Origin of the sequence: Pseudonocardia sp. KRD291 (assembly GCF_019263595.1) — a bacterium.
In the GTDB taxonomy this organism is placed as follows: Bacteria; Actinomycetota; Actinomycetes; order Mycobacteriales; family Pseudonocardiaceae; genus Pseudonocardia.
In genome coordinates, this window is the sequence record NZ_JADQDD010000017.1 from 1 (window position 1) to 24,456 (window position 24,456).

A 24,456-nucleotide genomic window follows, 5' to 3' on the forward strand; every position below is an offset into this window, starting at 1 on the left:
CAGGAGCCTGACACATGGCACAGCTGTCCCCCCTGCTCAAGCAGGCCACCCCGGTCCAGGCCGCGCGCGGTGAGGGTGTCTACCTCTACGACACCGAGGACCGCCGCCACCTGGACTTCACCGCCGGCATCGGCGTCACCAGCACCGGGCACTGCCACCCGAAGGTCGTCAAGGCCGCGCAGGACCAGGTCGGGACGCTGATCCACGGCCAGTACACGACCGTCATGCACCAGCCGCTGCTGCAGCTGGCCGAGAAGATGGGCGAGATCCTCCCCGAGGGGATCGACTCGGTCTTCTTCTCCAACTCCGGCTCCGAGGCCGTCGAGGCCTCGGTCCGGCTGGCCCGTCAGGCCACCGGCCGCCCGCTGATCATGGCCTTCGACGGCGGGTTCCACGGCCGCACGATGGGCGCCGGCGCGCTCACCACGTCCGGCGCGAAGATCCGGGCCGGGATCGGCCCGATGATGGGCGGCGTCGCGTTCGCGCCCTACCCCTTCGCCTACCGCTACGGCTGGTCCGAGGAGCAGACCGTCGCGTTCTGCCTGGCCGAGCTGGACCGCCAGCTGGCCAGCACCGCGCCCGCATCGGACGTCGCCGCGTTCATCATCGAGCCGGTGCTCGGCGAGGGCGGCTACGTGCCGACCCCGCCCGCGTTCCTGCAGGGACTGCGTGAGCGCGCCGACCGCCTCGGCATCCTGCTGATCGCCGACGAGGTGCAGACCGGCTACGGGCGCACCGGCAAGTTCTGGGGCCACCAGCACGCCGAGGGGGTCACGCCGGACATCATCGTCACGGCGAAGGGCCTGGCCAGTGGCTTCCCGCTGTCCGCCATCGCCGCGCCGAAGGCGATCATGGAGAAGGCGTGGCCGGGCTCGCAGGGCGGCACCTACGGCGGCAACGCCGTCGCCTGCGCCGCGGCACTGGCCACCCTGGACGTCGTGCAGTCCGAGGGCCTGGTGGAGAACGCCCGCGTGCAGGGCGCGAAGCTCGTCGCCGGGGTCCGGGACGCCGCGCAGGGGATCGCCGCGATCGGCGACGTGCGCGGCATCGGCCTGATGGTCGGCATCGAGTTCGTCGACGCGCAGGGCAAGCCGGACGGCGCCACCGCCGCGAAGGTGCACGCCGCCGCGGCCGAGCAGGGCCTGCTGCTGCTGACCTGCGGCGTCTACGGCAACGTCGTCCGCATGATCCCGGCCCTGATCGTCACGGCCGAGCAGATCGACGAGGGCCTGGCCCTCTGGACCAAGGCCCTGAACAACGCCCTGAGCTGACCCCCGGAGCATCAACGAGCGGCGCCCTCGTCGGGAAGATTCCGACGAGGGCGCCGCTCGTTGACGGGTGGGGGGTTACCGGCCGACCGGGGAGATGTTCAGGCTCATGCCGGCCAGGCCACGGGCCCGGGTGGTGAGACGGTCCGCGACGCCGAGCAGGGCCTTCGCGGCCGGGGACTCCGGGTCCGAGAGCACGATCGGGGTTCCGGAGTCACCGGACTCGCGCAGCCGGGTCTCCAGCGGGATCTGCCCGAGCAGCGGCACCGTCGAGCCGATGGACTTCGTCAGCGAGTCCGCGACGACCTGCCCGCCGCCGGAGCCGAAGATGTCCATCCGGGTGCCGTCGGGCATCTCCATCCAGGACATGTTCTCCACCACGCCGGCCAGGCGCTGGCGGGTCTGCAGCGCGATCGACCCGGCCCGCTCGGCGACCTCGGCCGCGGCCTGCTGCGGGGTCGTGACCACCAGCAGCTCCGCGTTCGGGACGAGCTGCGAGGTGGAGATCGCGATGTCGCCGGTGCCCGGGGGCAGATCGAGGAGCAGGACGTCGAGGTCGCCCCAGAACACGTCGGCGAGGAACTGCTGCAGCGCGCGGTGCAGCATCGGCCCGCGCCAGACGACGGGGGTGTTGCCCTCGACGAACATGCCGATCGAGATGACCTTCACGCCGTGCGCCTGCGGCGGCATGATCATGTTGTCGACCTTGGTCGGGCGGTCGGCCGAGCCGAGCATCCGCGGCACCGAGTGGCCGTAGATGTCCGCGTCGACGACCCCGACGTTGAGGCCCTTCTGCGCCATCGCGGCCGCCAGGTTCACCGTGACCGAGGACTTGCCGACCCCGCCCTTGCCGGACGCGACGCAGTAGACGCGCGTCAGCGAGCCCGGCTGGGCGAACGGGATGACGGGCTCCTCGGAGTCACCGCGCAGGCCGCGACGCAGCTCGGTGCGCTGCTCGTCGCTCATCACGTCGAGCTCGACCTCGACGTTCGTGATCCCCGGGACGTCCATGACGGCAGCCGTCACGCGCTTGGTGATGGTGTCCTTCATGGGACAGCCGGCGACGGTCAGGTAGACCCCGATCTGCGCGAGACCGGCGGCGGAGACGGCGACGCTCTTGACCATCCCCAGCTCGGTGATCGGCTTGTGGATCTCCGGGTCCTCGACCTTGCCCAGCGCCGCGCGCACGGCCTCGTCGATGGTCCCCGTGCTGGTGTTGCCGATGACGGACATGCGGTGGGGTACAACCTCTCCTGCGACTCGGTGGCCCGGCGTGAGGGCCGTCACGGCCGTGTCGACCCTGCCGTGTCGACGCTGTGGGCCGACGCTGTGGATCCGACGCCGTTCCGGCGCCGCCGCGACACACCCATGCTACGTGGCCGTGGATCGCCCGCTGCGTGTCCGTAGGATTCACCGGCGTGAGTGAGAGCGTCGACACGTCCGCGGCGGACACCGGCGGACGCGTGCGCTCCCCGGGGGGCCGCCGGGTCGTCCCGACGCACGCCGAGCTGGCCTCCTGGCGCAGCTTCCTGCGGGCGCACGCGACGATCACCAAGGCGCTCGAGGCCGAGCTGGAGACCGAGCAGCAGCTGTCCCTGGCCGCCTACGACGTCCTGGTCCAGCTCTCCGAGGCGCCCGCCCACCGGCTGCGGATGACCGAGCTGGCCGACGCCGTGCTGCTCTCGCGTTCCGGGGTGACGCGGCTGGTGGACCGCCTGGAGCGGCTCGGGCTGGTGGCCCGTTGCCGGGTGGCCGACGACGGTCGCGGTGTCGCCGCCGAGCTCTCCGCGGACGGCCTGTCCCGGCTGCGCGGGGCGTCGGTCACCCATCTTCGCGGGATCCGGGCGCACTTCGCCGACGTGCTCGACGAGTCCGACCTGACGGCCCTGGAGAAGATCAGTCGGAAGCTGGCCCCCTGAGCCCCCGGGTGGGGTCGTCCTGCCCCTTCTCGGTGCGCCCGTTCTCCGGACGCCCGCCGTCCCGGCGCCGGTTCTCGCGCCCGGCGCCGCCCTGGCGCTGCCCGGCCGGGCGTGAGCTCCCGTCCCGGGGCGCCGTCTCGGCCAGGGCGGCCTGGATCTGCGTCGAGAGCTTCTCCATCTCCCCGCGCAGGTAGTCCCGGGTGGCCATCTCGCCGACGGCCAGGCGCAGCGACGCGAGCTCGCGGGCCAGGTACTCGGTGTCGGCCTTGGTGCGCTCGGCGCGCCGGCGGTCCTCGTCCAGGGCGATCCGGTCCCGGTCGTCCTGGCGGTTCTGGGCCAGCAGGATCAGCGGCGCGGCGTAGGCGGCCTGGGTGGAGAAGGCCAGGTTGAGCAGGATGAACGGGTACGGGTCCCACTGGATCCGCCAGGCCACCAGGTTCAGCGCGATCCAGAACAGGACGATCACGGACTGGATGGCCAGGAACCGGCCGGTCCCGAGGAACCGCGCGATCCGCTCGGAGAGGCGGGCGAACCCGTCCGGGTCGACCTCGAACCGGCGACGGCCGACGAGGGGCTGGTCGAGCCGCCTTCCGGGCTGCAGCTCAGGCATCGGCCACCTCCGCCTCCGGTACGTCGATCGGGTCGGCCTGCTCCTCGTCGCGCCAGCCGACCGGGAGCAGGTGGTCCAGCACGTCGTCGACGGTCACCGCCCCCAGCAGGTGGTCCTGCGGGTCCACGACCGGGCCGGCGACCAGGTTGTAGGTGGCGAAGTAGCGGGTCACCTCGCCCAGCGAGGCGTCCGGACCCAGCTGCGGGAGCTCGGAGTCCAGAATCCCGGCGACGAGCTCGAACGGCGCGGCGCGCAGCAGCTGCTGGGCGTGCACGCAGCCCAGGTAGCGCCCGGTCGGGGTGGCCGAGGGCGGGCGGCAGACGAACACCATGCTGGCCAGCGCGGGCGGGATGTCCGGGTTGCGGACCCGGGCCAGCGCCTCGGCGACGGTGGCGTCCGGGTTCAGCGTGATCGGCTCCGGGGTCATCAGGCCGCCCGCGGTGTTCCACTCGTAGCGCAGCAGCCGCCGCACCGGCTCGGACTCGTCGGGCTCCATCAGCTCCAGCAGCCGCCCGGCCTCGTCGTCGGGCAGCTCGCCGAGCAGGTCGGCCGCGTCGTCCGGGGACATCGCCTCCAGCACGTCGGCCTGCCGCTCGGAGTGCAGGTACCCGAGCAGCACCCGCTGGTCGGACTCGGAGAGCTCCTCGAACACGTCGGCGAGGCGCTCGTCGTCGAGGGCGTCGACGACCTGGCGCTGGCGTTCCCGCGGCAGCTCGGACAGCGCGGCCGCGACGTCGGCGGGGCGCATCGTCTCGAACACCGCGAGCAGGCGGTCGGTGCCCTGCCGGTCGGAGATGCCCAGGCCCTGCGCCGCCGACCAGGCCACCACCTCGACGTGCCCGCGTCGGGACAGCCGCCCGGCGCGCCGGGTGCGCACGGCCAGGCGTCCGATCGCCCAGTCCCGGGTCCGGGTCGGCTCGATCGCGGCGTCGACGACGACGCCCTCCTCACCGGAGTCGCGCAGGGTGACCGGGGAGTCGAGCAGCTGGCCGAGCACGAGCGTCTCGTTCGGGCGCTGGTCGAACCGGCGCAGGCTGACCGAGCCGCTGGCCAGCGTCACCGCGGCCGGGTCGACGTCGGCCACCCGCAGCATCGGCACGAAGATCCGGCGGCGGCTGGACAGGTCCACGACCAGGCCGAGCACCCGCGGCGGGCTGGCGTCCACCCGCAGCGCCACGACCACGTCACGGACCTTGCCGATCCGCTCCCCGTCCGGTCCGAACACGGCGAGCCCGGCCATGCGCGCGACGAAGACCCGGGGTGCTGCCATACCCGCAGCCTAGAGCGGTCGTGCGGGCCGGTCCGACCGCGGCGGCGTGGGTAGGGTCGGGCGCCATGTCCGGGCTCAGATTCGACGTGGTGGACGTGTTCACCGACCGCCCCTACGCGGGCAACCCACTGGCCGTGGTGCACGACGCCCACGACCTCACGACCGAGCAGATGCAGGCGGTCGCCGCCGAGTTCGGCCTCTCCGAGACCGCCTTCACGCTGCCGGTGACCGACCCGTCGGCCGACTACCGGGTACGGATCTTCACCCCGGCCCGCGAGCTGCCCTTCGCCGGGCACCCGAGCGTCGGGACGGCCTGGGTGCTCGCGCGCGACGGCGTGATCGCCGCGGGCAGCCGGGTCCAGGAGTGCGGGGCCGGGCTGCTGCCGGTCGAGGTCGACGCCGACGGGGCCCGGGTCACCGGCGGCACGCCGGTCGCCGGGGAGGACCTGGACGCCGGGCTGCTGGCCACCGCCGTCGGGCTCGAGCTCGACGACGTCGACGGCGCCGCTGCGCCCGGCGTGGCCGGAGCTGGCGTCGACTACGCGTTCCTGCTGGTCCGCGACGACGCGGTGGCCCGCGCCCGGTGCGACGCGGCGGCGGTGCGCGCGGTGACCGGGGACCTGGGCGTCGGCCTGGTCGTCTGCTCGGTCGACGCGGACGTGCGACGGGTGCACCTGCGGATGTTCGCGCCCGGTTCCGGAGTCGGGGAGGACCCGGCGACCGGCTCGGCCGCGGTGGCGCTGGGGGTGTTCCTGGCCGACCGCGGCCTCATCGACGACGACGTCGAGCACGCGTTCACGGTCGCGCAGGGCGCCGAGATCGGGCGGCCCTCGACCCTGCACACCCGGGTGCGCACCGAGCGCGGTGCCGCCGTCGCCACCAGCGTCGGTGGTGGCGTGTCGGCGGTGACCCGCGGCGAGCTCGTCGCGATACCGCCCGCCGTGGGGTGACGCACGGGTAACCCACCCCCACCTCGGCTGGGTGAGGAGTGTAACCAATCACCTGGGCGGGGCGCATCGGGAGCGGGCATGCCAGCATCACCCCGATCAGTCGCTCCGCGCGCGAACGAGTGCCGCGCCGGGCGAGGAGTACTCGACGAGGAGCCCTGCCTGTGAGCACCACCCTCCGTGCCCGCCGATCCTGCCTGGCCGTGCCCGGGTCCAGCCAGAAGTTCATCGACAAGGCCCGTGGTCTGAACTCCGACCAGGTGTTCCTGGACCTCGAGGACGCCTGCGCGCCGCTGGCCAAGCCGGGGGCCCGCAAGACGATCGTGGCGGCGCTGAACGAGGGCGGCTGGGGCGAGAAGATCCGCGTGGTCCGGGTCAACGACTGGACCACCGAGTGGACCTACCGCGACGTCACCGAGGTCGTCGAGGGCGCAGGCGCGAACCTCGACGCCATCATGCTGCCGAAGGTGCAGACGCCCGAGCAGGTCGTCGCCCTGGACCTGCTGATGACCCAGATCGAGAAGTCGCTCGGCTACGAGGTCGGCAAGATCGGCATCGAGGCGCAGATCGAGAACGCGCTGGGCCTGACCAACGTCAACGCGATCGCCACCGCGTCCCCGCGCGTCGAGACGATCATCTTCGGCCCGGCCGACTTCATGGCCTCGATCAACATGAAGTCGCTGGTCGTGGGCGAGCAGCCGCCCGGCTACGACGTCGGCGACGCCTACCACCACATCCTGATGTCGATCCTGATGGCCGCCCGCGCGCACGACAAGCAGGCCATCGACGGCCCGTTCCTGCAGATCCGCGACGTCGAGGCCTTCCAGAAGGTCGCCGGGCGCTCGGCGGCGCTGGGCTACGACGGCAAGTGGGTGCTGCACCCCGGCCAGATCGACGCGGCGAACGAGACGTTCTCCCCGGACCAGGCCGACTTCGACCACGCCGAGAACATCCTCGACGCCTACGAGTACTTCACGTCCGAGGCGGGCGGGAAGAAGGGCTCGGCGATGATCGGCGACGAGATGATCGACGAGGCCAGCCGCAAGATGGCCCTGGTGATCTCGGGCAAGGGCCGTGCCGCCGGCATGGAGCGCGGCGAGAAGTGGACCCCGCCGGAGTCCTGACCCACGCCCGCCCCCGACCACCGACGCTGGAGGAACAACCATGGCCCGGCTCGCACAGACCGCCGGATTGACCGACGTCCAGGAGGAGATCCTCTCCACCGTCCGCTCCTTCGTGGACAAGGAGATCATCCCGCACGCCACGGCGCTGGAGCACGCGGACGCGTATCCGCAGGACATCGTCGACGGGATGAAGGAGATGGGGCTGTTCGGCCTCACCATCCCGGAGGAGTACGGCGGCCTGGGCGAGTCGCTGCTGACCTACGCGCTGGTCGTGGAGCAGATCGCCCGCGGCTGGATGAGCGTGTCCGGCGTGATCAACACGCACTTCATCGTCGCGTACATGCTGATGCACCACGGCACGGACGAGCAGAAGCAGCGCTACCTGCCGAAGATGGCGCTGGGGGAGACCCGCGGGTCGTTCTCCATGTCCGAGCCCGACCTCGGCTCCGACGTCGCGGCGATCAAGACGAAGGCCGTGGCCGACGGTGACGACTTCGTGATCGACGGCGCGAAGATGTGGCTGACCAACGGCGGCACGTCCAATCTGACCGCGGTGCTGGTCAAGACGGACGAGGGCGCGGAGAAGCCCTACCAGAACCTGACCACGTTCCTGGTCGAGAAGCCGACCGGCTACGGCGAGGTCGCGCCCGGCCTGATCGTCCCCGGCAAGATCGACAAGATGGGCTACAAGGGCGTGGACACCACCGAGATGGTGTTCAAGGGCCACAAGGTCGCCGGGGACCAGATCCTCGGCGGCAGGCGGGGCGCCGGCTTCGCCCAGATGATGGACGGCGTCGAGGTCGGCCGCGTGAACGTGGCCGCCCGCGCGTGCGGCATCTCCATCCGCGCGTTCGAGCTGGCCGCCGAGTACGCCCAGCAGCGCTCCACGTTCGGCAAGCCGATCGCCCAGCACCAGGCGATCGCGTTCAAGCTGGCCGAGATGGGCACCAAGGTCGAGGCCGCGCACCACATGATGGTCAACGCCGCGCGCCTGAAGGACCGCGGCGAGCGCAACGACGTCGAGGCCGGCATGGCCAAGCTGCTGGCCTCGGAGTACTGCGCCGAGGTGACGCAGGAGTCGTTCCGGATCCACGGTGGCTACGGCTACTCCAAGGAGTACGAGATCGAGCGCCTGATGCGCGAGGCCCCGTTCCTGCTGATCGGCGAGGGCACCAGCGAGATCCAGAAGACGATCATCTCCCGCGGCCTGCTGCGCGACTACAAGCTGCGCTGACCCGTGTCCCACCCCGGCCGGACGCCCGGCCGGGACGCACTCATGGCGCTTGTCTCCCGCGCGACGGGAGGCAGGCGCCATGAGTGTTTTCCGCGGCCGGACGAACCGGACGGGCGACTGGGCTGTTCGGGGGATACGATCGGCCCCGCCGCCACCGGAGCGTCGCGGGTCGTGTTCGTTCGGCCCGCGTGTCCTGCGGCACCCCGGGGCACTCGTGCCCGGGTCCCGGCGTTGACCGGGTGACAGCATCGCCACGAACGACCGAGATCTCGCGGAGGGCCTCATGACCACACCGTTCGGCGGGCCCGCGCGCACCGCGCCGGGCCTGCCCCAACTGCCCACCCCGCCGACCGGCTGGCCGATCGGCTCCTACGCCACCTACGAGGAGGCGCAGCGGGCCGTCGACCACCTCGCCGACTCCGACTTCCCGGTCCGGGACGTGACGATCGTCGGTGTCGACCTGATGCTGGTCGAGCGCGTCATCGGCCGTCTGACCTGGGGCCGGGTGCTGGCCTCGGGGGCCGCGTCCGGGGCCTGGCTGGGTCTGTTCGTGGGCCTGCTGCTGAGCCTGTTCTCCACCGCGAGCCCCGGCAGCTTCTGGCCGATCCTGGTCGGACTGGCCAGCGGCGCGGTGTTCGGCATGGTCTTCGCCGCGGTCGGCTACCGGGCGAGCGCCGGACGTCGGGACTTCCAGTCGGCCAGCCAGATGGTCGCCGGGCGCTACGACGTGCTGTGCGAGCCGCGCAACGCGGAGAAGGCCCGCGAGCTGCTGGCCCGCCTGGCGATGAGCCCGCCACCGGCCGGACACTGACGTTCACCCGCGGGTAGGACGCGGGCGCGCCTGCTTCCGGTGAGTGGCCGGGATGGGACAGGATCGACGCGTGAGCGAATCCGAGCGCCCGGACGCGATCCGGCCGGCCACCGTCCACCGGGCGTACGGACGGCGGGCCGCCGGGTTCGACGGCTTCCTCAAGGCGATCCCCGGCTACCACGCCCATCTGCGGATGTCGACGAACCGGATGGGCCTGCGCGGTGGCTCCGCGCTGCGCCTGCTCGACATCGGGTGCGGCACCGGAGCCTCGACGGCGGCGCTGCTCGACGCGGCCCCCGGCGCGAGCGTGGTCGCGGTGGACGCCTCCACCGAGATGCTCGCGGTGGCACGCAAGAAGAACTGGCCGCCGCACGTGGAGTTCGTGCACACGCGGCTGGAGACCCTGGCCGAGGCGGGGGTGCACGGGCCGTTCGACGGGATCTTCGCCAGCTACCTGGTGAGCAACCTGCCGGACGCCGAGATCGGGTTGCGACGGCTGCTGTCGCTGCTCAAGCCGGGTGCGCCGCTGGCCGTGCACGACTACGCCGTGGCCGACCGGATGGGCAGCCGGGTGCGCTGGACGCTGGCGTCCTGGTCCTACCTGATCCCGATGGCGCGGATCCGGTCCGGCTCGGCCGAGCTGCAGCGCTACCGCACCCAGCGGGTGCAGGGCACCGACGGCGTGGAGGCGATGACGCACCGGATGGGCCGCGCCGGGTTCGAGGACGTCCGCGTGCAGACCGTGCCGGGGTGGCAGCAGCACGTCGTACACACGTTCCTGGGCCGCCGTCCCGACGAGCCGGACGTGGTCGGGCAGCGCCAGGCCGCCCGGGCAGCCGCGGCCGGGCAGCCGTGGCCCGAGGAGCCGGCGAACCCCGAGGAGGCCGGTGAGGAGGCCGCCGTGCCCCCGCAGGAGGAGGGCGGCCCCGAGGACACCGGCTACGCCGGGACCGACGCCGGGACCGACGCCGACGCGGACACTCCTCCGACGGGCCTCCCGCCGGCCCGCGACGACCGGACCGACTGACGCATCGCCCATCCCGCCCGGGCCGGAGACGGGCGTTGCGGCGGTCGCGGGGCTGTCAGAGCCAGTTGTTGCGGCGGAAGTTGCGGTAGAGCAGACCGCAGACGAAGGCGATGACGAGCATGATCATCGGATAGCCGAAGTTCCAGTGCAGCTCGGGCATGTAGTCGAAGTTCATGCCGTAGACCCCGGCCACCATCGTCGGCACCGAGATCAGGCCCGCGTAGGCGGTGATCTTCCGCATGTCGTTGTTCTGCCGCATGCTGATCTTCGCCAGGACCGCGTCGACGAGCGTGGTGAGCAGCTCGTTGAAACCGGCGACCTGCTCGGCGACGCCGCCGAGGTGGTCGTCGACGTCGCGGAAGTAGCTGCGCACGTCGTGCGGGATCAGCGAGCTGTAGCCCTCCGAGAGCTTGCGCATCGGCCCGACCAGCGGCATCACCGCGCGGCGCAGGTCGAGGATCTCGCGCTTCATGACGTAGATCTGCTCGGGGTCCATCGTCGACTTCGGCGAGAACACCTCGGCCTCGATCTCGTCGATGTCGCCCTCGATCTGGCGGGCCACCTCGATGTAGGTGTCCACGACGTGGTCGGCGATCGCGTGCAGCACCGCCGACGGGCCCAGCGCGAGCTGTGCGGCGTCCTCCTCCAGGCGGCGGCGGACGTCGCGCAGGCCGGAGTGGCGCCCGTGCCGGACCGTCACCACGAAGTCGCGGCCCAGGAACGCCATCACCTCGCCGGTCTCGACGATCTCGGTCGCCGCCGTCGGGTCGCGGTGCCCGACGTAGCGGACCGTCTTGAGCACCATGAACAGCGTCTCGTCGTAGCGCTCGAGCTTGGGCCGGTTGTGCGCGTGCACGGCGTCCTCGACCGCGAGCTCGTGCAGCCCGTAGGTCTCGGCTATGCCGTTGATCTGGTCCTCGGTCGGCTCGTGCAGGCCGATCCAGGCGAAGCCCTCACCGCGCTCGCGGACCTCGGCGATCGCCTCGTCGTGGGTCCACCGCCCGGGCAGCCGCTCGCCGTCGACGTAGACGGCGCAGTCGACCACGTAGGCCGAGAGCGGTACCCGCAGCTTCGGGGTCTGGCCGGGGGCCGAACGCCCGGTCAGACGGGCGCGGTGACCCGCGGAACGGATCGCGGGTCGCAGGTGGGACAGAGGCGGCACGATGGGCCCTCCTTGCCGGGGACGGGCGCGGCGCCGGAGTCGGGTCCCGGCGCCGCCTGGGCGGCGAATCGACGCCTCCTCCTCCGGCACGCGCGCACCGGTCAGCCGGTGGGCGGGGGGATCGGGAGGCGGTACGTACTGCCAACCGGTGTCGTCGACACCGCGCTCACCTCCCCTCGTCGGTCGTGCCACGGCGGTCGCCGGCGCCGCGCGTGGGATCGCGCGCGCCAGGTGTGAGAAGGACCGCCCGCCCTCGTCCGGGCCACCGGATAGGTTACCCCCGCAAGATGTCGCGAACGTGATGGAGGCGTGGACGGTGCAGTTCGGTCGCTACTACGAGGAGTTCGAGGTCGGTGCGGTCTACAAGCACTGGCCCGGGAAGACGGTCACCGAGTACGACGACCACCTCTTCTGTCTGATCACCATGAACCACCACCCGTTGCACCTGGACTCGAACTACGCGGAGGAGACCACCGACTTCGGCAAGAACGTCGTCGTCGGCAACTACGTCTACTCGCTGCTGCTCGGGATGTCGGTGCCGGACGTGTCCGGCAAGGCGATCGCGAACCTCGAGGTCGAGTCGCTCAAGCACACGAAGCCGACCTTCCACGGGGACACGATCTACGGCGAGACCGAGGTCCTGGACAAGACCGAGTCGAAGTCCAAGGACGACCGGGGCGTGGTGTACGTCGAGACCCGCGGCTACAAGCAGGACGGCACCGTCGTGTGCACGTTCCGGCGCAAGGTCATGGTCCCGAAGAAGGTCTACGGCGAGAGCCGGGGCGGCGAGCAGCCCGGCCGCCCGACCCCGAACGTCTAGTTCTCAGCTGCGGGGCAGGACGCCCCAGCCGTCGAGGGTCTCGCCGAGGCCCTCGACGAGCGGCAGGGCGGCGAACGCGGCGGCGTCGACGAAACGGGCGTCGGTCGCGTCGTCGCCCGCCCGCAGGGACGTGGTGGCGCCGTCCGGGTCGTCGAGCGTGCAGAGGTAGTCGGCGATCCGGTAGGGACCGCGTTCCACGGACCCGACCAGGCGCCCGGGACGGACGGCGAGGCCGGTCTCCTCGGCCATCTCCCGGACCAGGGCGGCGTGATCATCCTCACCGGCCTCGACCCGGCCCCCGGGGACCGACCACAGTCCCCGTCCGGGCTCGTTGCCCCGCCGGACGAGCAGCAGTTTCCCGTCGGTGTCGAACAGGATTCCCCCCACACAGGGGACGTGTCGGCTACCCTCGGTCATGCGGTGCCACGGTACGCTGCCCGCGTGCCGGTACCGGTTGACGAGGGCCGTCCGGTACGACTGAACGGGCAAGCACCTACGGGCTGAAACGGTGGTCGGGTTAACGTGAAGAAGGTTCTGACGCTTCTCGGTGTCGCCCTCGTTGTCTTCTTGATCCTCACCAACCCGAATGGCGCCTCCGGCTCGGTGCAGAACATCGGGAACATCCTCTACAACGCCGCGCAGTCGGTCACCGTGTTCTTCACCAACCTGTTCTGATCGTGCTCGCTCCCCGGGAGATCGACGAGTATCTGCTCCCCACGGAGCGGCGCGTCATCCGCGTGCGCCAGCACTGGGCCGTCATGGCCAAGCACATCGGGCAGACACTGTTCTTCCTGGTGGCGATGGTCCTCGTCGAGAGCCTGCTGGACGGGCGGACGTCACCGGACGTCGACGTCGTCATCGACAACCTCGCGTTCTACCTGTCGCTGGTGGCCGTCCTGCGGTTCACCGCGAACACGATCCTGTGGTGGATCGAGCGGATCGTCATCACCGACAAGCGGGTGATGATCGCCCAGGGCATCATCGTGCACAACGTCGGCATGATGCCGCTGGGAAAGGTCACCGACCTGACGTTCCGGCGCACCCTGTCCGGCCGCATCCTCGGGTACGGGACGATGGTCGTCGAGTCGGCGGGACAGATCCAGGCGCTGAACCAGATCGACTTCATGCCGCGACCGGAGGAGATCTACGAGGCGCTCTCCGAGCTGGTGTTCGGGGAGAAGGGCAAGACCCGCGCGACCGGCATGCTGGCCAAACCACGCTGGCGGCGCTGACCCACGGCTGCGGCTAGGGTCGGGCGGTGGCCCGCATCGACCTGCACACCCACTCCACCGTCTCGGACGGCACCGACTCGCCGTCGGAGCTGGTCGCCGCGGCCTCGGCCGCCGGCGTCGACGTCGTCGCGATCACCGACCACGACACCACCGGCGGCTGGGCCGAGGCCGCCGAGGCGTGCCCGCCCGGGCTGACCCTGGTGCGCGGGGCGGAGTTCTCCTGCCTGAGCCCGACCGGCCGCGACGGCGAGGACCGGTGCTCGGTGCACCTGCTCGGCTACCTGTTCGACCCGGAGCACCCTGCGCTGGTGACCGAGCAGGCGCGGCTGCGCGAGGAGCGCGTGACCCGGCTGCACACGATGATCGGGCGGATGGCCGACGACGGCTACCCGGTCGACGTCGAGACGGTGTTCTCCTACCTGCCCGAGGGCGCCAGTGCGGGGCGCCCGCACCTGGCCCGCGCCCTGGTCTCGGCCGGTGTCGTCGCCTCGGTCGACGAGGCGTTCGCGAAGCTGCTGCACAACGACAGCCCGTACTACGTGCCGCGCGCGGACACCGCCGTCGAGACGGCCGTGGAGATGATCCGCACCGCCGGCGGGGTGCCGGTGTTCGCGCACCCGCTGGCACGCACGCGCGGGACGGTGATCGAGCCGTCGGTGCTGGTCGACCTGGTCGGGCACGGCCTGGGCGGGATCGAGGTGGACCACCCGAACCACGTGCCCGCCGACCGGGAGCTGCTGCGCGGCCTGGCCGCCGAGCACGGCCTGCTGGCCACCGGTTCCAGTGACTACCACGGCACGAACAAGACGACGCCGCTCGCGGCCGAGACCACCGACCCCGAGGTCTTCGAGGCGCTGGTCGCCCGGGCGACCGGCGTCGGCGTGGTCGGGGCGTCGGCCGGGCGGTAGCGCCCGCCCACGATCGCTGACGGCGCGTGGTCGAGCCGGTGCGCAAGGTACCGGTACCGTGGCGCCGGTGAGTACGACCGGCAGCGAACGGAGCTCGTCGGAGTGAGAATCGAACCTGAACAGCTGGGCCTCGACCTGCTCGACGACGCGTTCGCCGCGCCGGCGCTGCACCGGGTGACCCCGGCACGGCTCGCGCACTGGGAGTCCTGCCCGCGCCGTTTCCGGATGCTCTACCTGGACCGGCCGGCCCCGTCCCGCGGCGGGGCCTGGGCGCACACCACGCTCGGGGCCGTCGTGCACCTGGCGTTGCGCGCGCTGTTCGACCTGCCCCCGGCGCGCCGCACGGCCACGGCGGCGGCCGCGCTGGTCGACCGCAACTGGTCCGACGAGGGCTTCCGGGACTCCGCGCAGGTCGCCGAGTACCGGGACCGGGCCCGCGACTGGCTGGCCGCCGTCGCGACCGGTCCGGACGGCGCGGACGAGCCGCTGGCCCTGGAGCGCCGGGTGGTGGCACCGGTCGGGTCGTTGCTCCTGGAGGGCCGGGTCGACCGGATCGACGCCCGCGACGGGGAGGCCGTGATCGTCGACTACAAGACCGGGCGCGGAGTGCCCGACGCCGGCAGCGCCCGGGACTCGCAGGCGCTCGCGCTCTACGCGATGGCCGCCGCGCACGTGCTGCGCCGCCCGTGCCGGCGGGTGGAGCTGCACCACGTCCCGACCGGTGAGGTCGGGGCGTGGGAGCACGACGACACGTCGTTGCGCGGGCACCGGGAGCGGGCCGAGCGCCAGGCCGCGGACTCCGCCGCCGCGGCGGCGCGGCTCGGGGCCGGGGGCGACCCGGACGCGCTGTTCCCGGTCCGGACCGGGACGCAGTGCGGGACCTGCACCGTGCGCCGGCACTGCCCGCCCGGCCGGGCCGCCGCGGAGGAGCCGCAGCCGTGGGCGCTGCTCGCCGCGTGAACGCCGACCGCCCGCCGCCGGATCGCCCGCTGCCGGACCAGCCACCGGACCGCCGGCCGCCCGGGCACAGGTCTCCCGACCGTGGCCGCGGCGCCGACCCGCGTCCGGACGCGGGACGCCCTGCTGCTCGTGCGCCGCGTCCCGCCGCCGGGCGGCACACCGGCGACGGACCGCGACCGGGGCCGGGAGGCCGGGGCGTGCCGGAGGGCTGGGACGCCCCGGAGGGTTGGGGGACCCCCGCCGGCCCGCACCGCCGGGACGACCCGGGCGGTGCCGAGCACCGGAACCGGTCCGGCCGGGGGGCGCAACGGGCGGTGCGAGCCCGGCTGCCGCTCTGGGACAGGGCGCTGCGGGGTCTGGCCGGGGTGCTCGCCGGCGGACTCGTGGTGCTGTCGCTGGTCCTGCTCGGCGTGTGGCTGCTCGCCGGCAACTGGGGCGTGCCCGGCCCGGGCGGGTTCACGGTGTTCTGGCACGTCGTCGGCGCGGTGGTCGGGGTCGCCGGGCAGCGGGTGGCCGACCGTAGACCGGACCGCACCGGGTCCGTGGCCGCCGCCGTGGTGGTCGGGGCCGCCGCGCTCGTGCTGGGCCTGGCCTGGTTCCTCTGAGCCGACCCCGGTCCGGACCCGGTTCCTAGCGCGGTCCCAGCGCGACCACGTCCTGGCCGCGCAGCTCGACCAGGACCGAACCCTGCGCGGCGGTCTGCACCGGCCCGGTCCAGCCGGCACGGTCGACCGGGACCCTCGCGCGGGACACCCCGGTGGCAGGGTCGACGTCGGCGAGCCCGCCGGGCTGCGGGACCAGGAGCCGTCCGGCGTAGGGCACGCCGGGGCCCAGGGTGCCGCGCAGCGTCCAGCGCGGCTCGAGCGTGTCGCGGTCCAGGGCGACCGTCGCCGAGCCCGTCCACCAGTACAGGTCGCCCTCGCCGCGGGTCACCCGCGCGACGCCGTCGGTGGGGGTGAACACGGGCGGCCCGACGGCCAGCGGGAACTCCCCGACGCGTGCGCCGGCACGGTCGACGAGCAGCAGCCGCGGTTCGCCGGGGAGCAGGACCGCGACCCGGTCCGCGGCCACGGCGACCACCTGTGCGCCGCGCACGCCCAGCTCGGCCGACGAGTCCGCGGCCGGCTGGTCGCCCTTGGCCGCGTCCGGGCGCAGTACGGTGAGCCGCTGCGAGGTGTCCGACGGGCAGTCCTCGGTCACCGCGACCCGGCCCCCGCCGGTGCCGAACGAGGAGTACGTGCACCCGGTCCGCGGCTGGTCGCCCGGTTCCTCGAGGGCGCGCACGGTGCCGTACTCGGTGGTCCGGACCAGGTCGGAGCGCATCGTCTCCAGGTAGTCCTGACCGGTCGCCAGCAGCGGGCCGTCGCCGACCAGCCGGGTCCCGGGGCGGACGTCGAGCGTGCGCGCGGGCCCCCGCGCACCGCTGTCCGGGGCCAGCGCGGAGAGCTCGCTGCAGTACTCGTCGTTGCGGTAGGCGGCGAGCACCCGTCCGAACGCCGACCCGACCGTGCACAGCGGCAGGTCGCGGGTGTAGCTCCACCGCTGCTGCCCGGTCCGGGCGTCGCGGCCGGAGACCGTCGAGTCGCCGGCCACCACGACGCCGTCACCGGCGGCGACCGGCACCGGGGTGGCCGGGCTCGGTGCGCGCCACAGCTCGGTGAAACCGGTCGGGACGGCTGCGGCCGGCGGCGGCGGGTCGGGCGGCGCGGTCGCGGTCACCGACCCGGTGTTCGCCGCCGGGCTCTGCACGCCGTAGAGGATCGCGACCCCGGCCAGCAGCACGACGAGCACCGCGGCGACCAGGAGGTCGCCGCGGTGGCGTCGTTCGGGTGCGGGCAGCCGAAACCGCGGCACGGGGGAGCGCAGGAGCTACGGGTCAGCTGGCAGCGACGTCCGCGCCGCTGTCGGAGCCACCGCCGGTACCGCCGGCCTGGGCGCCCTCGCCCTGGCCGGCACCGGAACGGCGTCCCCGACGGCGACGGCGACGCGGCTTGGCCGCACCGCCCTCGCCGTCCGGACCGGCGTTCGCGGCCGGGCCGGAGTCACCACCGGACGACGGGACCGCGGCGTGGGTCTCCGAGCCGCCCGCCGACGGGGCGGCGCCGGCCTCGACCGACACGCCACCACGGGTGCGCGACCGCGACCGGTTGCGACGCGGGCGGCGGCTCTCGCCGTCCCCGTCCCCGTCACCGCTGCGCCCGCCGGCACCGCCACGTCCGCCGGGACCACGACCGCCGTCGTGGCCGCCGCCGTCGCGGTCGCGGCGCTTGGCCCCGCCGTGGTCGCCCTCGGAGTCGATGTACTCGGCCTCGAGGCCGGCCCGGGTGCGGTTCGCGACCGGCAGCCGGCCGCTCGCCTTGGCCGGGATCTCCAGGTCGGAGAACAGGTGGTCGGACGTCGAGTAGGTCTCCACCGGCTCGTCGATACCCAGCGAGAGCTCGTCGCTGATCATCTTCCAGCGGGGCATCTCGTCCCAGTCCACGAGCGTGACCGCCACGCCCTCCTTACCGGCACGCCCGGTGCGGCCGATCCGGTGGATGTAGGTCTTCGCGTCCTCGGGGCACTGGTAGTTGAGCACGTGGGTGACGTCGGTGACGTCGATGCCGCGGGCCGCGACGTCGGTGGCCACCAGGACGTCGACCTTCTGCGCGCGGAACGCGCGCAGCGCCTGCTCGCGGGCGCCCTGGCCCAGGTCGCCGTGCACGGCCGCGGCGGCGAAACCGCGCTCGGCCAGGTCGTCGGCGACCCGCTGGACGGTCCGCTTGGTGCGGGCGAAGACCATCGTCAGGCCGCGGTCCTTGGCCTGCAGGACGCGCGTGACCAGCTCGACCTTGTCCATCGCGTGTGCCCGGTAGACGAGCTGGCGGGTGCGCTCGTGGATGGAGCCCTGGTCGGACTCCTCGGCGCGGATGTGGGTCGGGCGGTTCAGGAACCGCCGGGACAGCGCCACGATCGGACTCGGCATGGTGGCCGAGAACAGCATCGTGTGCCGCTCCTCGGGCAGCATCCGCAGGATCCGCTCGACGTCGGGCAGGAAGCCCAGGTCCAGCATCTCGTCGGCCTCGTCGAGGACCAGCGCGTTGACCCGGCCCAGCACCAGGTGGCGCTGCTCGGCCAGGTCGAGCAGCCGGCCCGGGGTGCCGACGACGATGTCCACGCCCTTGCGCAGGGCCTCGAGCTGGGGCTCGTAGGCGCGGCCGCCGTAGATGGCCACGACGCGGACGCCGAGGTTCTTGCCGGCGGCGGCGATGTCGCGCGCGACCTGCACGCACAGCTCCCGGGTCGGGACGACGACCAGGGCCTGCGGGACGTCCTTGGTGCGGTCCGCGGCCTCGCCCTCGGCGGTGGCGGCGGGGCGTTCACCGGGCGGGGTGAGGCGCTGCAGCATCGGGACGCCGAAGCCCAGCGTCTTGCCGGTGCCGGTACGGGCCTGGCCGATGCAGTCCTCACCGGCCAGCGCCAGCGGCAGCGTCAGCTCCTGGATGGCGAACGTGCGCACGATGTCGTTCTCCGCCAGCGCGGAGACGATCTCGGGACGGACGCCGAGCTCGGCGAAGGTCGGGGGGAGCTTCTCGTCGGCCGGGGCCTCGGTCGGCTCGTCCCGGATCATCGCGGGGATTCCGGTGTCCTCGAACCCGGGGTCGATCTCGGGTGAGGACTCGTCGGGTGTGGGGATGTCGTTCGGGGCGGACAGGGTGATCGCCTCTCTCCGCGCACAGGAGCCGGTGGCGAGCTCGTCGACCACGCCGGGCCGTGAGGCCGCGGGTGGGAGAACCGCCGAGGCGCTGCGCGCACCAGGTCATGTGCGGGGCGGTGGGTCGCAGTACTCGTGGCACTGTGCGTACTCGTGGCACTGTGCGACCCGTTGCCCGTTCCCCGCGCGGTGGGCACGTCTCTCCCGGCTGGGTGTGGCGTGCACCCCGCATCCTACCCCGCCGGGTCCGGCACCGGGCACGACGGTGTCGCAGCCCACCCGGGCGGACCCCTGCCGACCTGCCCGCACGGTGCGACACGCCGGGCGCCACGCCGGGCCGTCGGCGGCCGCCCGGGGTCGCCGGGACGTCGCGGGCGGTGTCCGGGTGTCGCAGGCCCGCGGACGTCTAGGGTGACGGCCATGAGGACGGATGCCGGTGCCGAGCTCGACGCCGGCGGCCCCGCCCGGGCGATGGTCGACCTGCTCGGGGTGCTGGCCTACGGCGAGCTCTCCGCGTTCGACCGGCTGGCCGAGGACGCGCGTGCCGCCCCCACCCTGACCGGGCGTGCGCAGCTCTCCGCGATGGCCGCGGCCGAGATCGGGCACTTCCGTCTGATCGAGGACCACCTGGCACGGACCGGGGTCGCGGTGTCCGAGGCGATGGCGCCGTTCGTCGCGCTGTGGGACTCCTACCACGCCTCGATCGCCCCCCGGAGCTGGCTGGAGTCGCTGGTCAAGGCCTACCTCGGCGACGGTCTCGGCGCCGACTTCTACCGCGAGGTTGCCGGGTGGGTCGACCCGGGGACCGGGGAGCTGGTGCAGCAGGTTCTGGCCGACACCGGGCACAGCGCGTTCGCCGAGCGGGAGGTCCAGGCGGCCTGCGCGGTGAACCCGCAGCAGCGCGACCGGCTGGCGCTGTGGGGGCGGCGGCTGCTCGGTGAGGCGGTGACCCAGGCCCAGCGCGTGGTCGCCGAGCGCGACGAGCTGGCCGAGTTCATCGTCCGCGGCTCCGGTGACATGGGCGGCATCGCGAACCTGATCAAGAAGGTGCAGGCCAACCACGGCAGGCGGATGTCGCGCCTGGGCCTGTCCTAGGGATGACGTGACGTCGGCCCGGTGGCTCCCCGTCCTGGCCGTGGCCGTGGCGGTGTCGCTCGCCGGCTGCAGCGCCGCCGCGCCCGCGCCGCAGCGGGGCCCGGTCCGCGTCCCCAACACCTCCGCTCCCGGCGCCGAAGCCGTGGTGGTCCTCGACGGCGACGTGCACCGCGTGCGCGAGATCACCGGCAACGGACTGGAGAAGTCGGTGGGGAAGATGTCGGTGGACGTCACCTGGTGGGGCGGCCCCGGGGTCGGCGCGCGGTTCGAGCGGCACACCGAGTCCGGGTTGGACCTGCTCCGGGCCGACCCGTTCTCCGGCTACGACGCCGGTCCGGCCGGGACCCCGGTGCAGTCGGCCGTCCTGCTCGCGGTCGGGGCCGACGGCGCGACGGCCGCGGTGTCCTACGTCGAGCTCGCGACCCGCCGCAGCAGCGACGGCGTGAGCGGCCCGGGCGGTGTCCTGCTGTCCTACCAGGAGGACGGGAGATACCTGGACCGGCCGCGGCTGATCGTGGTGGGCGACCGGACGCCGGACCGTGCGATCCGCGACGTCGTCGAGCTGCGGATCGTCCGGCTGGACCGGTGAGCCGCCGCCCTCAGCCGTCCGGCATCCAGCGGGTGATCGACCCGTCGCCGAACGCGGCGACGACCACGAGCCTCCCCCCGACGACGGTGGTCGCGACCGCGTAGCCGCCCCGCGCCGCGGCGGGCAGTGTGGTGGTCTCCACGGGCCCCTCGGCCAGCGTCGGCCCCATGCGGGTGACCGTGCCGTCGGCGTAGGCGGCGACGACGGCGTCCCCGCCGGGCAGGCGCCGGGTCTGCAGCGAGGTCACCGGACCCCTGGCGACGTCGCGCGGGGTACTCATCGGGAGCTGCTCGCTGTAGCTGATCTCGGTCAGGACCCGGATCGACCCGTCGCCGTACCCGGCCGCGAACAGCAGGAGCCGGCGCGGGTCGCCGTAGCGGGGCACGGCCCCGTCGGGCGGGTGCACCGCGGTGACGGCGGTGACGCCGCCCGACGCGCTGACGGCACGTCCCCCGTTCCCGGACCCGCCGCCGGTGTACGCCGCGTACGGGAGCACGAGCCCGTCCGCGGTGCCGACGACGAGGCTGGTCCGGACGATGACCCCCAGGGAGGTGTCGTAGGCGCCGTAGGTCTGCTCGACGGCGGTGGTGTCGGCCGCGATCGCCCGTACCGCACCGGTGGCCCGGGCCTCGCTCCGGATCCGGTCGAGGAGGGTCTGCCGCGAACCGCCGCTCGCGTCCCACATCCGTACCGTGCCGTCCTCGCCGCCGGACGCGAGCCCGGGCCCGCCGTCGTAGGGCTCCGGGCGGCCGACGGTCCGGCCCTCGTAGGGCAGGCGGGTCGCGACGAGCGAGGTGACCGCCCCGTCGTGGCTGCCGAGGGTGCCGTCGACCGGGTCGCCGGTCTCCAGGTCGCGCATCGCGACCCGGCCGTCCTGGTCGCCGGTCGCGATGCGCGCCCGGCCGTCGACGGTCACGACGGTGAGCGCGCGGACGACCTCACCGGGGGTCGGCGTCGTGTCGAGGACGTCGCCGGTCGCGGGGTCGACGCGCCGCAGCGTGGGGCCGGGTCCGGCGACCACGACGACCGGCCGGGGCCCGTCGAGGGCGGTGGCCACCACCGGCCGCGGCGCGGACAGGCCGACCCGGTCGCGTACGTAGGAGAGGTCGACCAGGAGCGCCGCCACACAGACCACCACCGCGGCGGCCACGCCGACCCGCACGCCTCGTCCCCGCCGGGTCCCGCGGCCCGGGCCCCGCCCGTCCGGCCGGAACCCGGGCGCTCCGGGACGGGCGTCGGTCATGGTGCGGCCCCCGTTCCGCTGCGGTTTCCGCGGAGTGTGGCATCGCGGACCGGCGGCCGCCGCCCCGGTTTCTCCCACGGCGAACCGGGGGAGCCGTCGAGATCGTCCCGACTGGACTAGCCTGGCGACGGATAAGACATCGAGCAGTGCGTTCAGGAGGTCCACCGGTGAAGGTCAAGATCGGCATCGCGGAGAGCCCGCGGGAGCTCGTGGTGTCCAGCGACCGGTCGCCGGACGAGGTCGTCGAGCAGGTCAGCGGTGCGCTCAAGTCGGACACCGGGCTGCTGGACATGACCGACGAGCAGGGCAACCGTTTCGTCGTCCCGGTGGCGCGGATCTCGTACGTCGAGATCGGCAGCGAGGAGCGCAAGGTCGGGTTCGGCCTCGGCGGCTGAGCCCCCGAGAAGCAGAGTTTCCCGAGAAGCAGACGACGACGGCCCGGCCACCGGTGGTGGCCGGGCCGTCGTCGTACCCGTGGGCCCGGGCCGGGAGGCCGGGCCCGGACGATCAGGCGTCGTCGGACTCCGGCTCCGGCGGTTCGTCCATCGCGAACGGCGGGTGCCCGACGCCGGTGGCCCGGTAGCGACCCCACATGTCGGGCTCCGCGAGCCTGCCCTGCGCGGCGTGGGTGCCGGTCCGTACCTCGACCTCGGCGCCGCCGTTGCCGATCAGCTCGGTGAGCCGCGCGTTCACCAGCACCCGCCCGGACCAGTGGACCTTCCCGTCGAACGGCTCGTGCCGGCACTCCAGGCGGACCTCGACCGCGATCTGCTCACCGTCCAGCACGACCGTCGCCGGGCCGGTGTAGCCCTCGTCGTCGTGGTGCTCGTCGTGATCCCCGGTGTGGTTCACGGTCTGCGTGTCGGGCTGCTCAGCCATCGGTGGCCTCCTTCGCGGATGCGGTCGTCGGGTGCGGGACCAGGCGCAGGACGTCGGCGGCGGCGGTGGGGGAGTCGATCCCCGCCACGCCCGCGATCCCGCTCCAGATCAGCACGGTGAGGTAGTTGGTCAGGGCGTCGCGGCTCATCGTGCGACGGTCGAGCCACCAGTCCCCGGCGGACTGGACCATCCCGACCAGTCCGTAGGCCCAGGCCTCGGCGCCGCCGGAGTCGCGGCCCTCGGCGCGCAACCGCTCGCCGATGATCGTCGCGAGCAGCGCGGCGATCTGGCCGCGCACGTCCTCGACGATCTCCGCGCCGGCCGAGGGCTCGGCCGGGTTGTGCACGACGAAGCGCCACAGCTGCGGCTCGTCCTCGATCCCGGCGAGGAACGCGTCGATCACGGCCGCGACGTGCTCGACCGGCTCCGCGTCGATCTCCAGGGTCGGCCAGATCCGGCCCATCAGGATCTCCGCGGACGCCTCGCCGACCGCCCGCTGCAGATCCGCGCGGTCGTCGAAGTGCCGGTAGAGGACCGGCTTGGTGATGCCGGCCGCCATCGCGATCTGGGCGATCGACACCCCGGCCCCGTGCTCGCGTACCGCGTTCATCGCGGCCTCGACCATCTCGGCCCGTCGCTCGGCCCGGCGACGGTCCCGCGCGTCCTGGCGGTCCGGCTTGACATCGCTGCTGTCCTGAGGCACGTTACCAGTGGTAACAGTTACCGACGGTAACAGCAAGGAGGGCGACGTGTCGGGAGCACATCCGATCGGTCCCGGGAGCCGGGTCCTGATCACCGGTGCCGCCGGTGGCTTCGGCGAGCCGACGGCCGCGCGGCTGCGTGAGCTGGGCGCGCACGTGGTCGGCCTGGACCGGGTCGCGGGTCCGCACGTGATCGCCTGCGACATCACCGACGACGCGGCCGTGACCGCCGCCGTCGACGAGGCGGTGTCCCTGCTCGGCGGGTTGGACGCCGTCGTGCACTACGCCGGCATCGGCACCCCGAACGACGCGGGCGGCCCGCTGCACCCGGACGCGATGCGCGTCATCGACGTCAACCTGCTCGGCGCATGGCGGGTCACCGCGGCCGCGCTGCCGACCCTCCTCGAGGGCGGACGGGCGCGCGGCGCGAAGGGCCGGGTCGTGTTCGTCTCCAGCGAGCTGGCCTACCTGACGCTGCCGTTCGTCTCGGCCTACAGCGTGGCCAAGCGCGGGATGACCGCCTACGCGGACGCGCTGCGCCTGGAGTACGGGACCGAGGTCGCCGTCTCCACGGTGTACCCGGGCTACGTGCGCACACCGATCCACGACGCCGGGCACGCCGTCGGCCTGGCGCTGGAGGGTCAGGTCCGCCGCGAGGAGGTCGACGACATCGTCGGCACCGTCGTCCGCACGCTGACCTCGGTGCGGCCTCCCCGCGATACCGCCGGGACCCGCCTCGGGGGCCTGGAGCTGTGGGCCGGTAGGCACCTGCCGGGCATCGTCGGCGCGGCCGTCGTGCGGCAGCTGCGCGCGAAGGCGCGGTCCGGGCACTTCGACTCCGCCCCGGCCGCCGCGGACCTGGTGCGCCGCCTGACCGGCCGGGTCCTCCCCGCCGCCACCGCCACCACTGCCACCGGCAACAGCGCCGACGCCGCCGTCGGTGCGGGCGAGAGGAGTGTCTGA

At 73.4% G+C, this 24,456-nt stretch carries 27 protein-coding genes; 17 read left to right on the forward strand and 10 right to left on the reverse strand.

All coding sequences use genetic code 11. From position 1 onward, the window contains the following. Nucleotides 1-14 precede the first annotated feature (14 nt). Complete coding sequence (locus tag I4I78_RS04620) at nucleotides 15-1,271, forward strand: aspartate aminotransferase family protein (protein ID WP_218609925.1); 1,257 nt, start codon at nucleotides 15-17, stop codon at nucleotides 1,269-1,271. 75 nt (nucleotides 1,272-1,346) lie between these two features. Here the strand turns inward: I4I78_RS04620 and I4I78_RS04625 are convergent, their stop codons facing one another. After that, the gene (locus tag I4I78_RS04625; RefSeq protein WP_218609926.1) at nucleotides 1,347-2,501 is read right to left on the reverse strand and encodes an Mrp/NBP35 family ATP-binding protein; all 1,155 of its coding nucleotides are present in this window, start codon (nucleotides 2,499-2,501) and stop codon (nucleotides 1,347-1,349) included. 185 nt (nucleotides 2,502-2,686) lie between these two features. Between I4I78_RS04625 and I4I78_RS04630 the strand changes: the two genes are divergently transcribed. Further along, nucleotides 2,687-3,187, forward strand: coding sequence for a MarR family winged helix-turn-helix transcriptional regulator (locus I4I78_RS04630; RefSeq protein ID WP_374225836.1), 501 nt, complete (start codon nucleotides 2,687-2,689; stop codon nucleotides 3,185-3,187). Here I4I78_RS04630 and I4I78_RS04635 read toward each other — a convergent pair. Together I4I78_RS04635 and I4I78_RS04640 are read right to left on the reverse strand one after the other, a co-directional pair. Beyond that, a complete protein-coding gene (locus I4I78_RS04635) occupies nucleotides 3,165-3,797 on the reverse strand; it encodes a DUF1003 domain-containing protein (RefSeq protein WP_218609927.1) in 633 nt (210 codons plus the stop codon). The two genes, I4I78_RS04630 and I4I78_RS04635, sit on opposite strands and share 23 nt — an antisense overlap. Then, on the reverse strand, nucleotides 3,790-5,067 hold the full coding sequence (locus I4I78_RS04640) for a magnesium transporter MgtE N-terminal domain-containing protein (RefSeq protein ID WP_218609928.1): 1,278 nt from the start codon (nucleotides 5,065-5,067) through the stop codon (nucleotides 3,790-3,792). Before I4I78_RS04640 ends, I4I78_RS04635 begins: the two co-directional genes overlap by 8 nt. A 65-nt stretch (nucleotides 5,068-5,132) precedes the next feature. On the opposite strand from I4I78_RS04640, the gene I4I78_RS04645 reads away from it, so the two are divergent. The 5 genes from I4I78_RS04645 (at nucleotide 5,133) to I4I78_RS04665 (ending at nucleotide 10,210) form a co-directional block, all read left to right on the forward strand. After that, entirely contained in the window at nucleotides 5,133-6,017 is an 885-nt protein-coding gene (locus I4I78_RS04645) for a PhzF family phenazine biosynthesis protein (protein ID WP_218609929.1), read from the forward strand. Between the two features lie 161 nt (nucleotides 6,018-6,178). Further along, nucleotides 6,179-7,138, forward strand: coding sequence for a CoA ester lyase (locus I4I78_RS04650; RefSeq protein WP_218609930.1), 960 nt, complete (start codon nucleotides 6,179-6,181; stop codon nucleotides 7,136-7,138). A 40-nt stretch (nucleotides 7,139-7,178) separates the two neighbouring features. Beyond that, nucleotides 7,179-8,372, forward strand: coding sequence for an acyl-CoA dehydrogenase family protein (locus I4I78_RS04655; RefSeq protein WP_218609931.1), 1,194 nt, complete (start codon nucleotides 7,179-7,181; stop codon nucleotides 8,370-8,372). Nucleotides 8,373-8,655: 283 nt separating this feature from the next. Then, nucleotides 8,656-9,183: a general stress protein gene (locus tag I4I78_RS04660; RefSeq protein ID WP_218609932.1), complete on the forward strand. Its 528-nt coding sequence runs from the start codon at nucleotides 8,656-8,658 to the stop codon at nucleotides 9,181-9,183. A 70-nt stretch (nucleotides 9,184-9,253) separates the two neighbouring features. Then, the gene (locus I4I78_RS04665) at nucleotides 9,254-10,210 is read left to right on the forward strand and encodes a class I SAM-dependent methyltransferase (RefSeq protein ID WP_308251898.1); all 957 of its coding nucleotides are present in this window, start codon (nucleotides 9,254-9,256) and stop codon (nucleotides 10,208-10,210) included. Between the two features lie 55 nt (nucleotides 10,211-10,265). On the opposite strand, the gene corA is transcribed toward I4I78_RS04665, so the two are convergent. Further along, nucleotides 10,266-11,375 carry a magnesium/cobalt transporter CorA gene (gene corA, locus I4I78_RS04670; protein ID WP_218609956.1) on the reverse strand — a complete coding sequence of 370 codons (1,110 nt, stop codon included), beginning with the start codon at nucleotides 11,373-11,375 and terminating at the stop codon, nucleotides 10,266-10,268. Between the two features lie 313 nt (nucleotides 11,376-11,688). Here corA and I4I78_RS04675 point away from each other — a divergent pair, with 313 nt between their 5' ends. Then, the gene (locus tag I4I78_RS04675; protein ID WP_218609957.1) at nucleotides 11,689-12,192 is read left to right on the forward strand and encodes a MaoC family dehydratase; all 504 of its coding nucleotides are present in this window, start codon (nucleotides 11,689-11,691) and stop codon (nucleotides 12,190-12,192) included. A gap of 3 nt (nucleotides 12,193-12,195) precedes the next feature. Here I4I78_RS04675 and I4I78_RS04680 read toward each other — a convergent pair whose 3' ends face one another. Beyond that, a complete protein-coding gene (locus I4I78_RS04680; RefSeq protein WP_218609933.1) occupies nucleotides 12,196-12,609 on the reverse strand; it encodes an NUDIX hydrolase in 414 nt (137 codons plus the stop codon). A 105-nt stretch (nucleotides 12,610-12,714) separates the two neighbouring features. Between I4I78_RS04680 and I4I78_RS04685 the strand changes: the two genes are divergently transcribed. The 5 genes from I4I78_RS04685 to I4I78_RS04705 all read left to right on the forward strand — a co-directional run bounded on the left by I4I78_RS04685 (nucleotide 12,715) and on the right by I4I78_RS04705 (nucleotide 15,897). Continuing rightward, nucleotides 12,715-12,867 carry a hypothetical protein gene (locus tag I4I78_RS04685; protein ID WP_218609934.1) on the forward strand — a complete coding sequence of 51 codons (153 nt, stop codon included), beginning with the start codon at nucleotides 12,715-12,717 and terminating at the stop codon, nucleotides 12,865-12,867. Between the two features lie 2 nt (nucleotides 12,868-12,869). Continuing rightward, on the forward strand, nucleotides 12,870-13,424 hold the full coding sequence (locus tag I4I78_RS04690) for a PH domain-containing protein (RefSeq protein ID WP_218609935.1): 555 nt from the start codon (nucleotides 12,870-12,872) through the stop codon (nucleotides 13,422-13,424). 26 nt (nucleotides 13,425-13,450) lie between these two features. Then, a complete protein-coding gene (locus I4I78_RS04695; protein ID WP_218609936.1) occupies nucleotides 13,451-14,332 on the forward strand; it encodes a PHP domain-containing protein in 882 nt (293 codons plus the stop codon). A 102-nt stretch (nucleotides 14,333-14,434) separates the two neighbouring features. Beyond that, nucleotides 14,435-15,292, forward strand: a complete 858-nt coding sequence (locus I4I78_RS04700; protein ID WP_308251899.1) for a PD-(D/E)XK nuclease family protein — start codon at nucleotides 14,435-14,437, stop codon at nucleotides 15,290-15,292. Nucleotides 15,293-15,489: 197 nt separating this feature from the next. Then, nucleotides 15,490-15,897, forward strand: coding sequence for a hypothetical protein (locus I4I78_RS04705; RefSeq protein ID WP_218609937.1), 408 nt, complete (start codon nucleotides 15,490-15,492; stop codon nucleotides 15,895-15,897). A gap of 25 nt (nucleotides 15,898-15,922) precedes the next feature. Here I4I78_RS04705 and I4I78_RS04710 read toward each other — a convergent pair whose 3' ends face one another. Further along, nucleotides 15,923-17,146 (reverse strand): PQQ-binding-like beta-propeller repeat protein, encoded by a 1,224-nt coding sequence (locus I4I78_RS04710; protein ID WP_218609938.1) that lies wholly within the window; start codon nucleotides 17,144-17,146, stop codon nucleotides 15,923-15,925. A 22-nt stretch (nucleotides 17,147-17,168) separates the two neighbouring features. Beyond that, on the reverse strand, nucleotides 17,169-18,902 hold the full coding sequence (locus tag I4I78_RS04715; protein ID WP_218609959.1) for a DEAD/DEAH box helicase: 1,734 nt from the start codon (nucleotides 18,900-18,902) through the stop codon (nucleotides 17,169-17,171). Between the two features lie 504 nt (nucleotides 18,903-19,406). Between I4I78_RS04715 and I4I78_RS04720 the strand changes: the two genes are divergently transcribed. Together I4I78_RS04720 and I4I78_RS04725 are read left to right on the forward strand one after the other, a co-directional pair. Further along, a complete protein-coding gene (locus tag I4I78_RS04720; protein WP_218609939.1) occupies nucleotides 19,407-20,081 on the forward strand; it encodes a ferritin-like fold-containing protein in 675 nt (224 codons plus the stop codon). A 7-nt stretch (nucleotides 20,082-20,088) separates the two neighbouring features. Further along, nucleotides 20,089-20,670, forward strand: coding sequence for a hypothetical protein (locus tag I4I78_RS04725; protein ID WP_218609940.1), 582 nt, complete (start codon nucleotides 20,089-20,091; stop codon nucleotides 20,668-20,670). A 10-nt stretch (nucleotides 20,671-20,680) separates the two neighbouring features. Here I4I78_RS04725 and I4I78_RS04730 read toward each other — a convergent pair whose 3' ends face one another. Further along, entirely contained in the window at nucleotides 20,681-21,832 is a 1,152-nt protein-coding gene (locus I4I78_RS04730) for a WD40 repeat domain-containing protein (RefSeq protein WP_218609941.1), read from the reverse strand. A gap of 248 nt (nucleotides 21,833-22,080) precedes the next feature. Here I4I78_RS04730 and I4I78_RS04735 point away from each other — a divergent pair, with 248 nt between their 5' ends. Beyond that, nucleotides 22,081-22,308: a DUF3107 domain-containing protein gene (locus I4I78_RS04735; protein WP_218609942.1), complete on the forward strand. Its 228-nt coding sequence runs from the start codon at nucleotides 22,081-22,083 to the stop codon at nucleotides 22,306-22,308. Between the two features lie 112 nt (nucleotides 22,309-22,420). On the opposite strand, the gene I4I78_RS04740 is transcribed toward I4I78_RS04735, so the two are convergent. Together I4I78_RS04740 and I4I78_RS04745 are read right to left on the reverse strand one after the other, a co-directional pair. Next, nucleotides 22,421-22,792 carry a DUF4873 domain-containing protein gene (locus I4I78_RS04740; protein WP_218609943.1) on the reverse strand — a complete coding sequence of 124 codons (372 nt, stop codon included), beginning with the start codon at nucleotides 22,790-22,792 and terminating at the stop codon, nucleotides 22,421-22,423. Then, the gene (locus I4I78_RS04745) at nucleotides 22,785-23,495 is read right to left on the reverse strand and encodes a TetR/AcrR family transcriptional regulator (RefSeq protein ID WP_308251901.1); all 711 of its coding nucleotides are present in this window, start codon (nucleotides 23,493-23,495) and stop codon (nucleotides 22,785-22,787) included. The genes I4I78_RS04740 and I4I78_RS04745 overlap by 8 nt, the downstream gene beginning before the upstream one ends. A gap of 46 nt (nucleotides 23,496-23,541) precedes the next feature. Between I4I78_RS04745 and I4I78_RS04750 the strand changes: the two genes are divergently transcribed. Next, nucleotides 23,542-24,456, forward strand: a complete 915-nt coding sequence (locus tag I4I78_RS04750; protein WP_218609944.1) for an SDR family oxidoreductase — start codon at nucleotides 23,542-23,544, stop codon at nucleotides 24,454-24,456.

What these genes read in the sequence shown, in the direction of transcription:
- I4I78_RS04715 (WP_218609959.1), bottom strand. Translation starts at nt 18,902, where the DNA reads ATGATCCGGGACGAGCCGACCGAGGCCCCGGCCGACGAGAAGCTCCCC.
- I4I78_RS04640 (WP_218609928.1), bottom strand. Translation starts at nt 5,067, where the DNA reads ATGGCAGCACCCCGGGTCTTCGTCGCGCGCATGGCCGGGCTCGCCGTG.
- I4I78_RS04625 (WP_218609926.1), bottom strand. Translation starts at nt 2,501, where the DNA reads ATGTCCGTCATCGGCAACACCAGCACGGGGACCATCGACGAGGCCGTG.
- I4I78_RS04720 (WP_218609939.1), top strand. Translation starts at nt 19,407, where the DNA reads ATGAGGACGGATGCCGGTGCCGAGCTCGACGCCGGCGGCCCCGCCCGG.
- I4I78_RS04645 (WP_218609929.1), top strand. Translation starts at nt 5,133, where the DNA reads ATGTCCGGGCTCAGATTCGACGTGGTGGACGTGTTCACCGACCGCCCC.
- I4I78_RS04680 (WP_218609933.1), bottom strand. Translation starts at nt 12,609, where the DNA reads ATGACCGAGGGTAGCCGACACGTCCCCTGTGTGGGGGGAATCCTGTTC.
- I4I78_RS04655 (WP_218609931.1), top strand. Translation starts at nt 7,179, where the DNA reads ATGGCCCGGCTCGCACAGACCGCCGGATTGACCGACGTCCAGGAGGAG.
- I4I78_RS04620 (WP_218609925.1), top strand. Translation starts at nt 15, where the DNA reads ATGGCACAGCTGTCCCCCCTGCTCAAGCAGGCCACCCCGGTCCAGGCC.
- I4I78_RS04635 (WP_218609927.1), bottom strand. Translation starts at nt 3,797, where the DNA reads ATGCCTGAGCTGCAGCCCGGAAGGCGGCTCGACCAGCCCCTCGTCGGC.
- I4I78_RS04740 (WP_218609943.1), bottom strand. Translation starts at nt 22,792, where the DNA reads ATGGCTGAGCAGCCCGACACGCAGACCGTGAACCACACCGGGGATCAC.
- I4I78_RS04660 (WP_218609932.1), top strand. Translation starts at nt 8,656, where the DNA reads ATGACCACACCGTTCGGCGGGCCCGCGCGCACCGCGCCGGGCCTGCCC.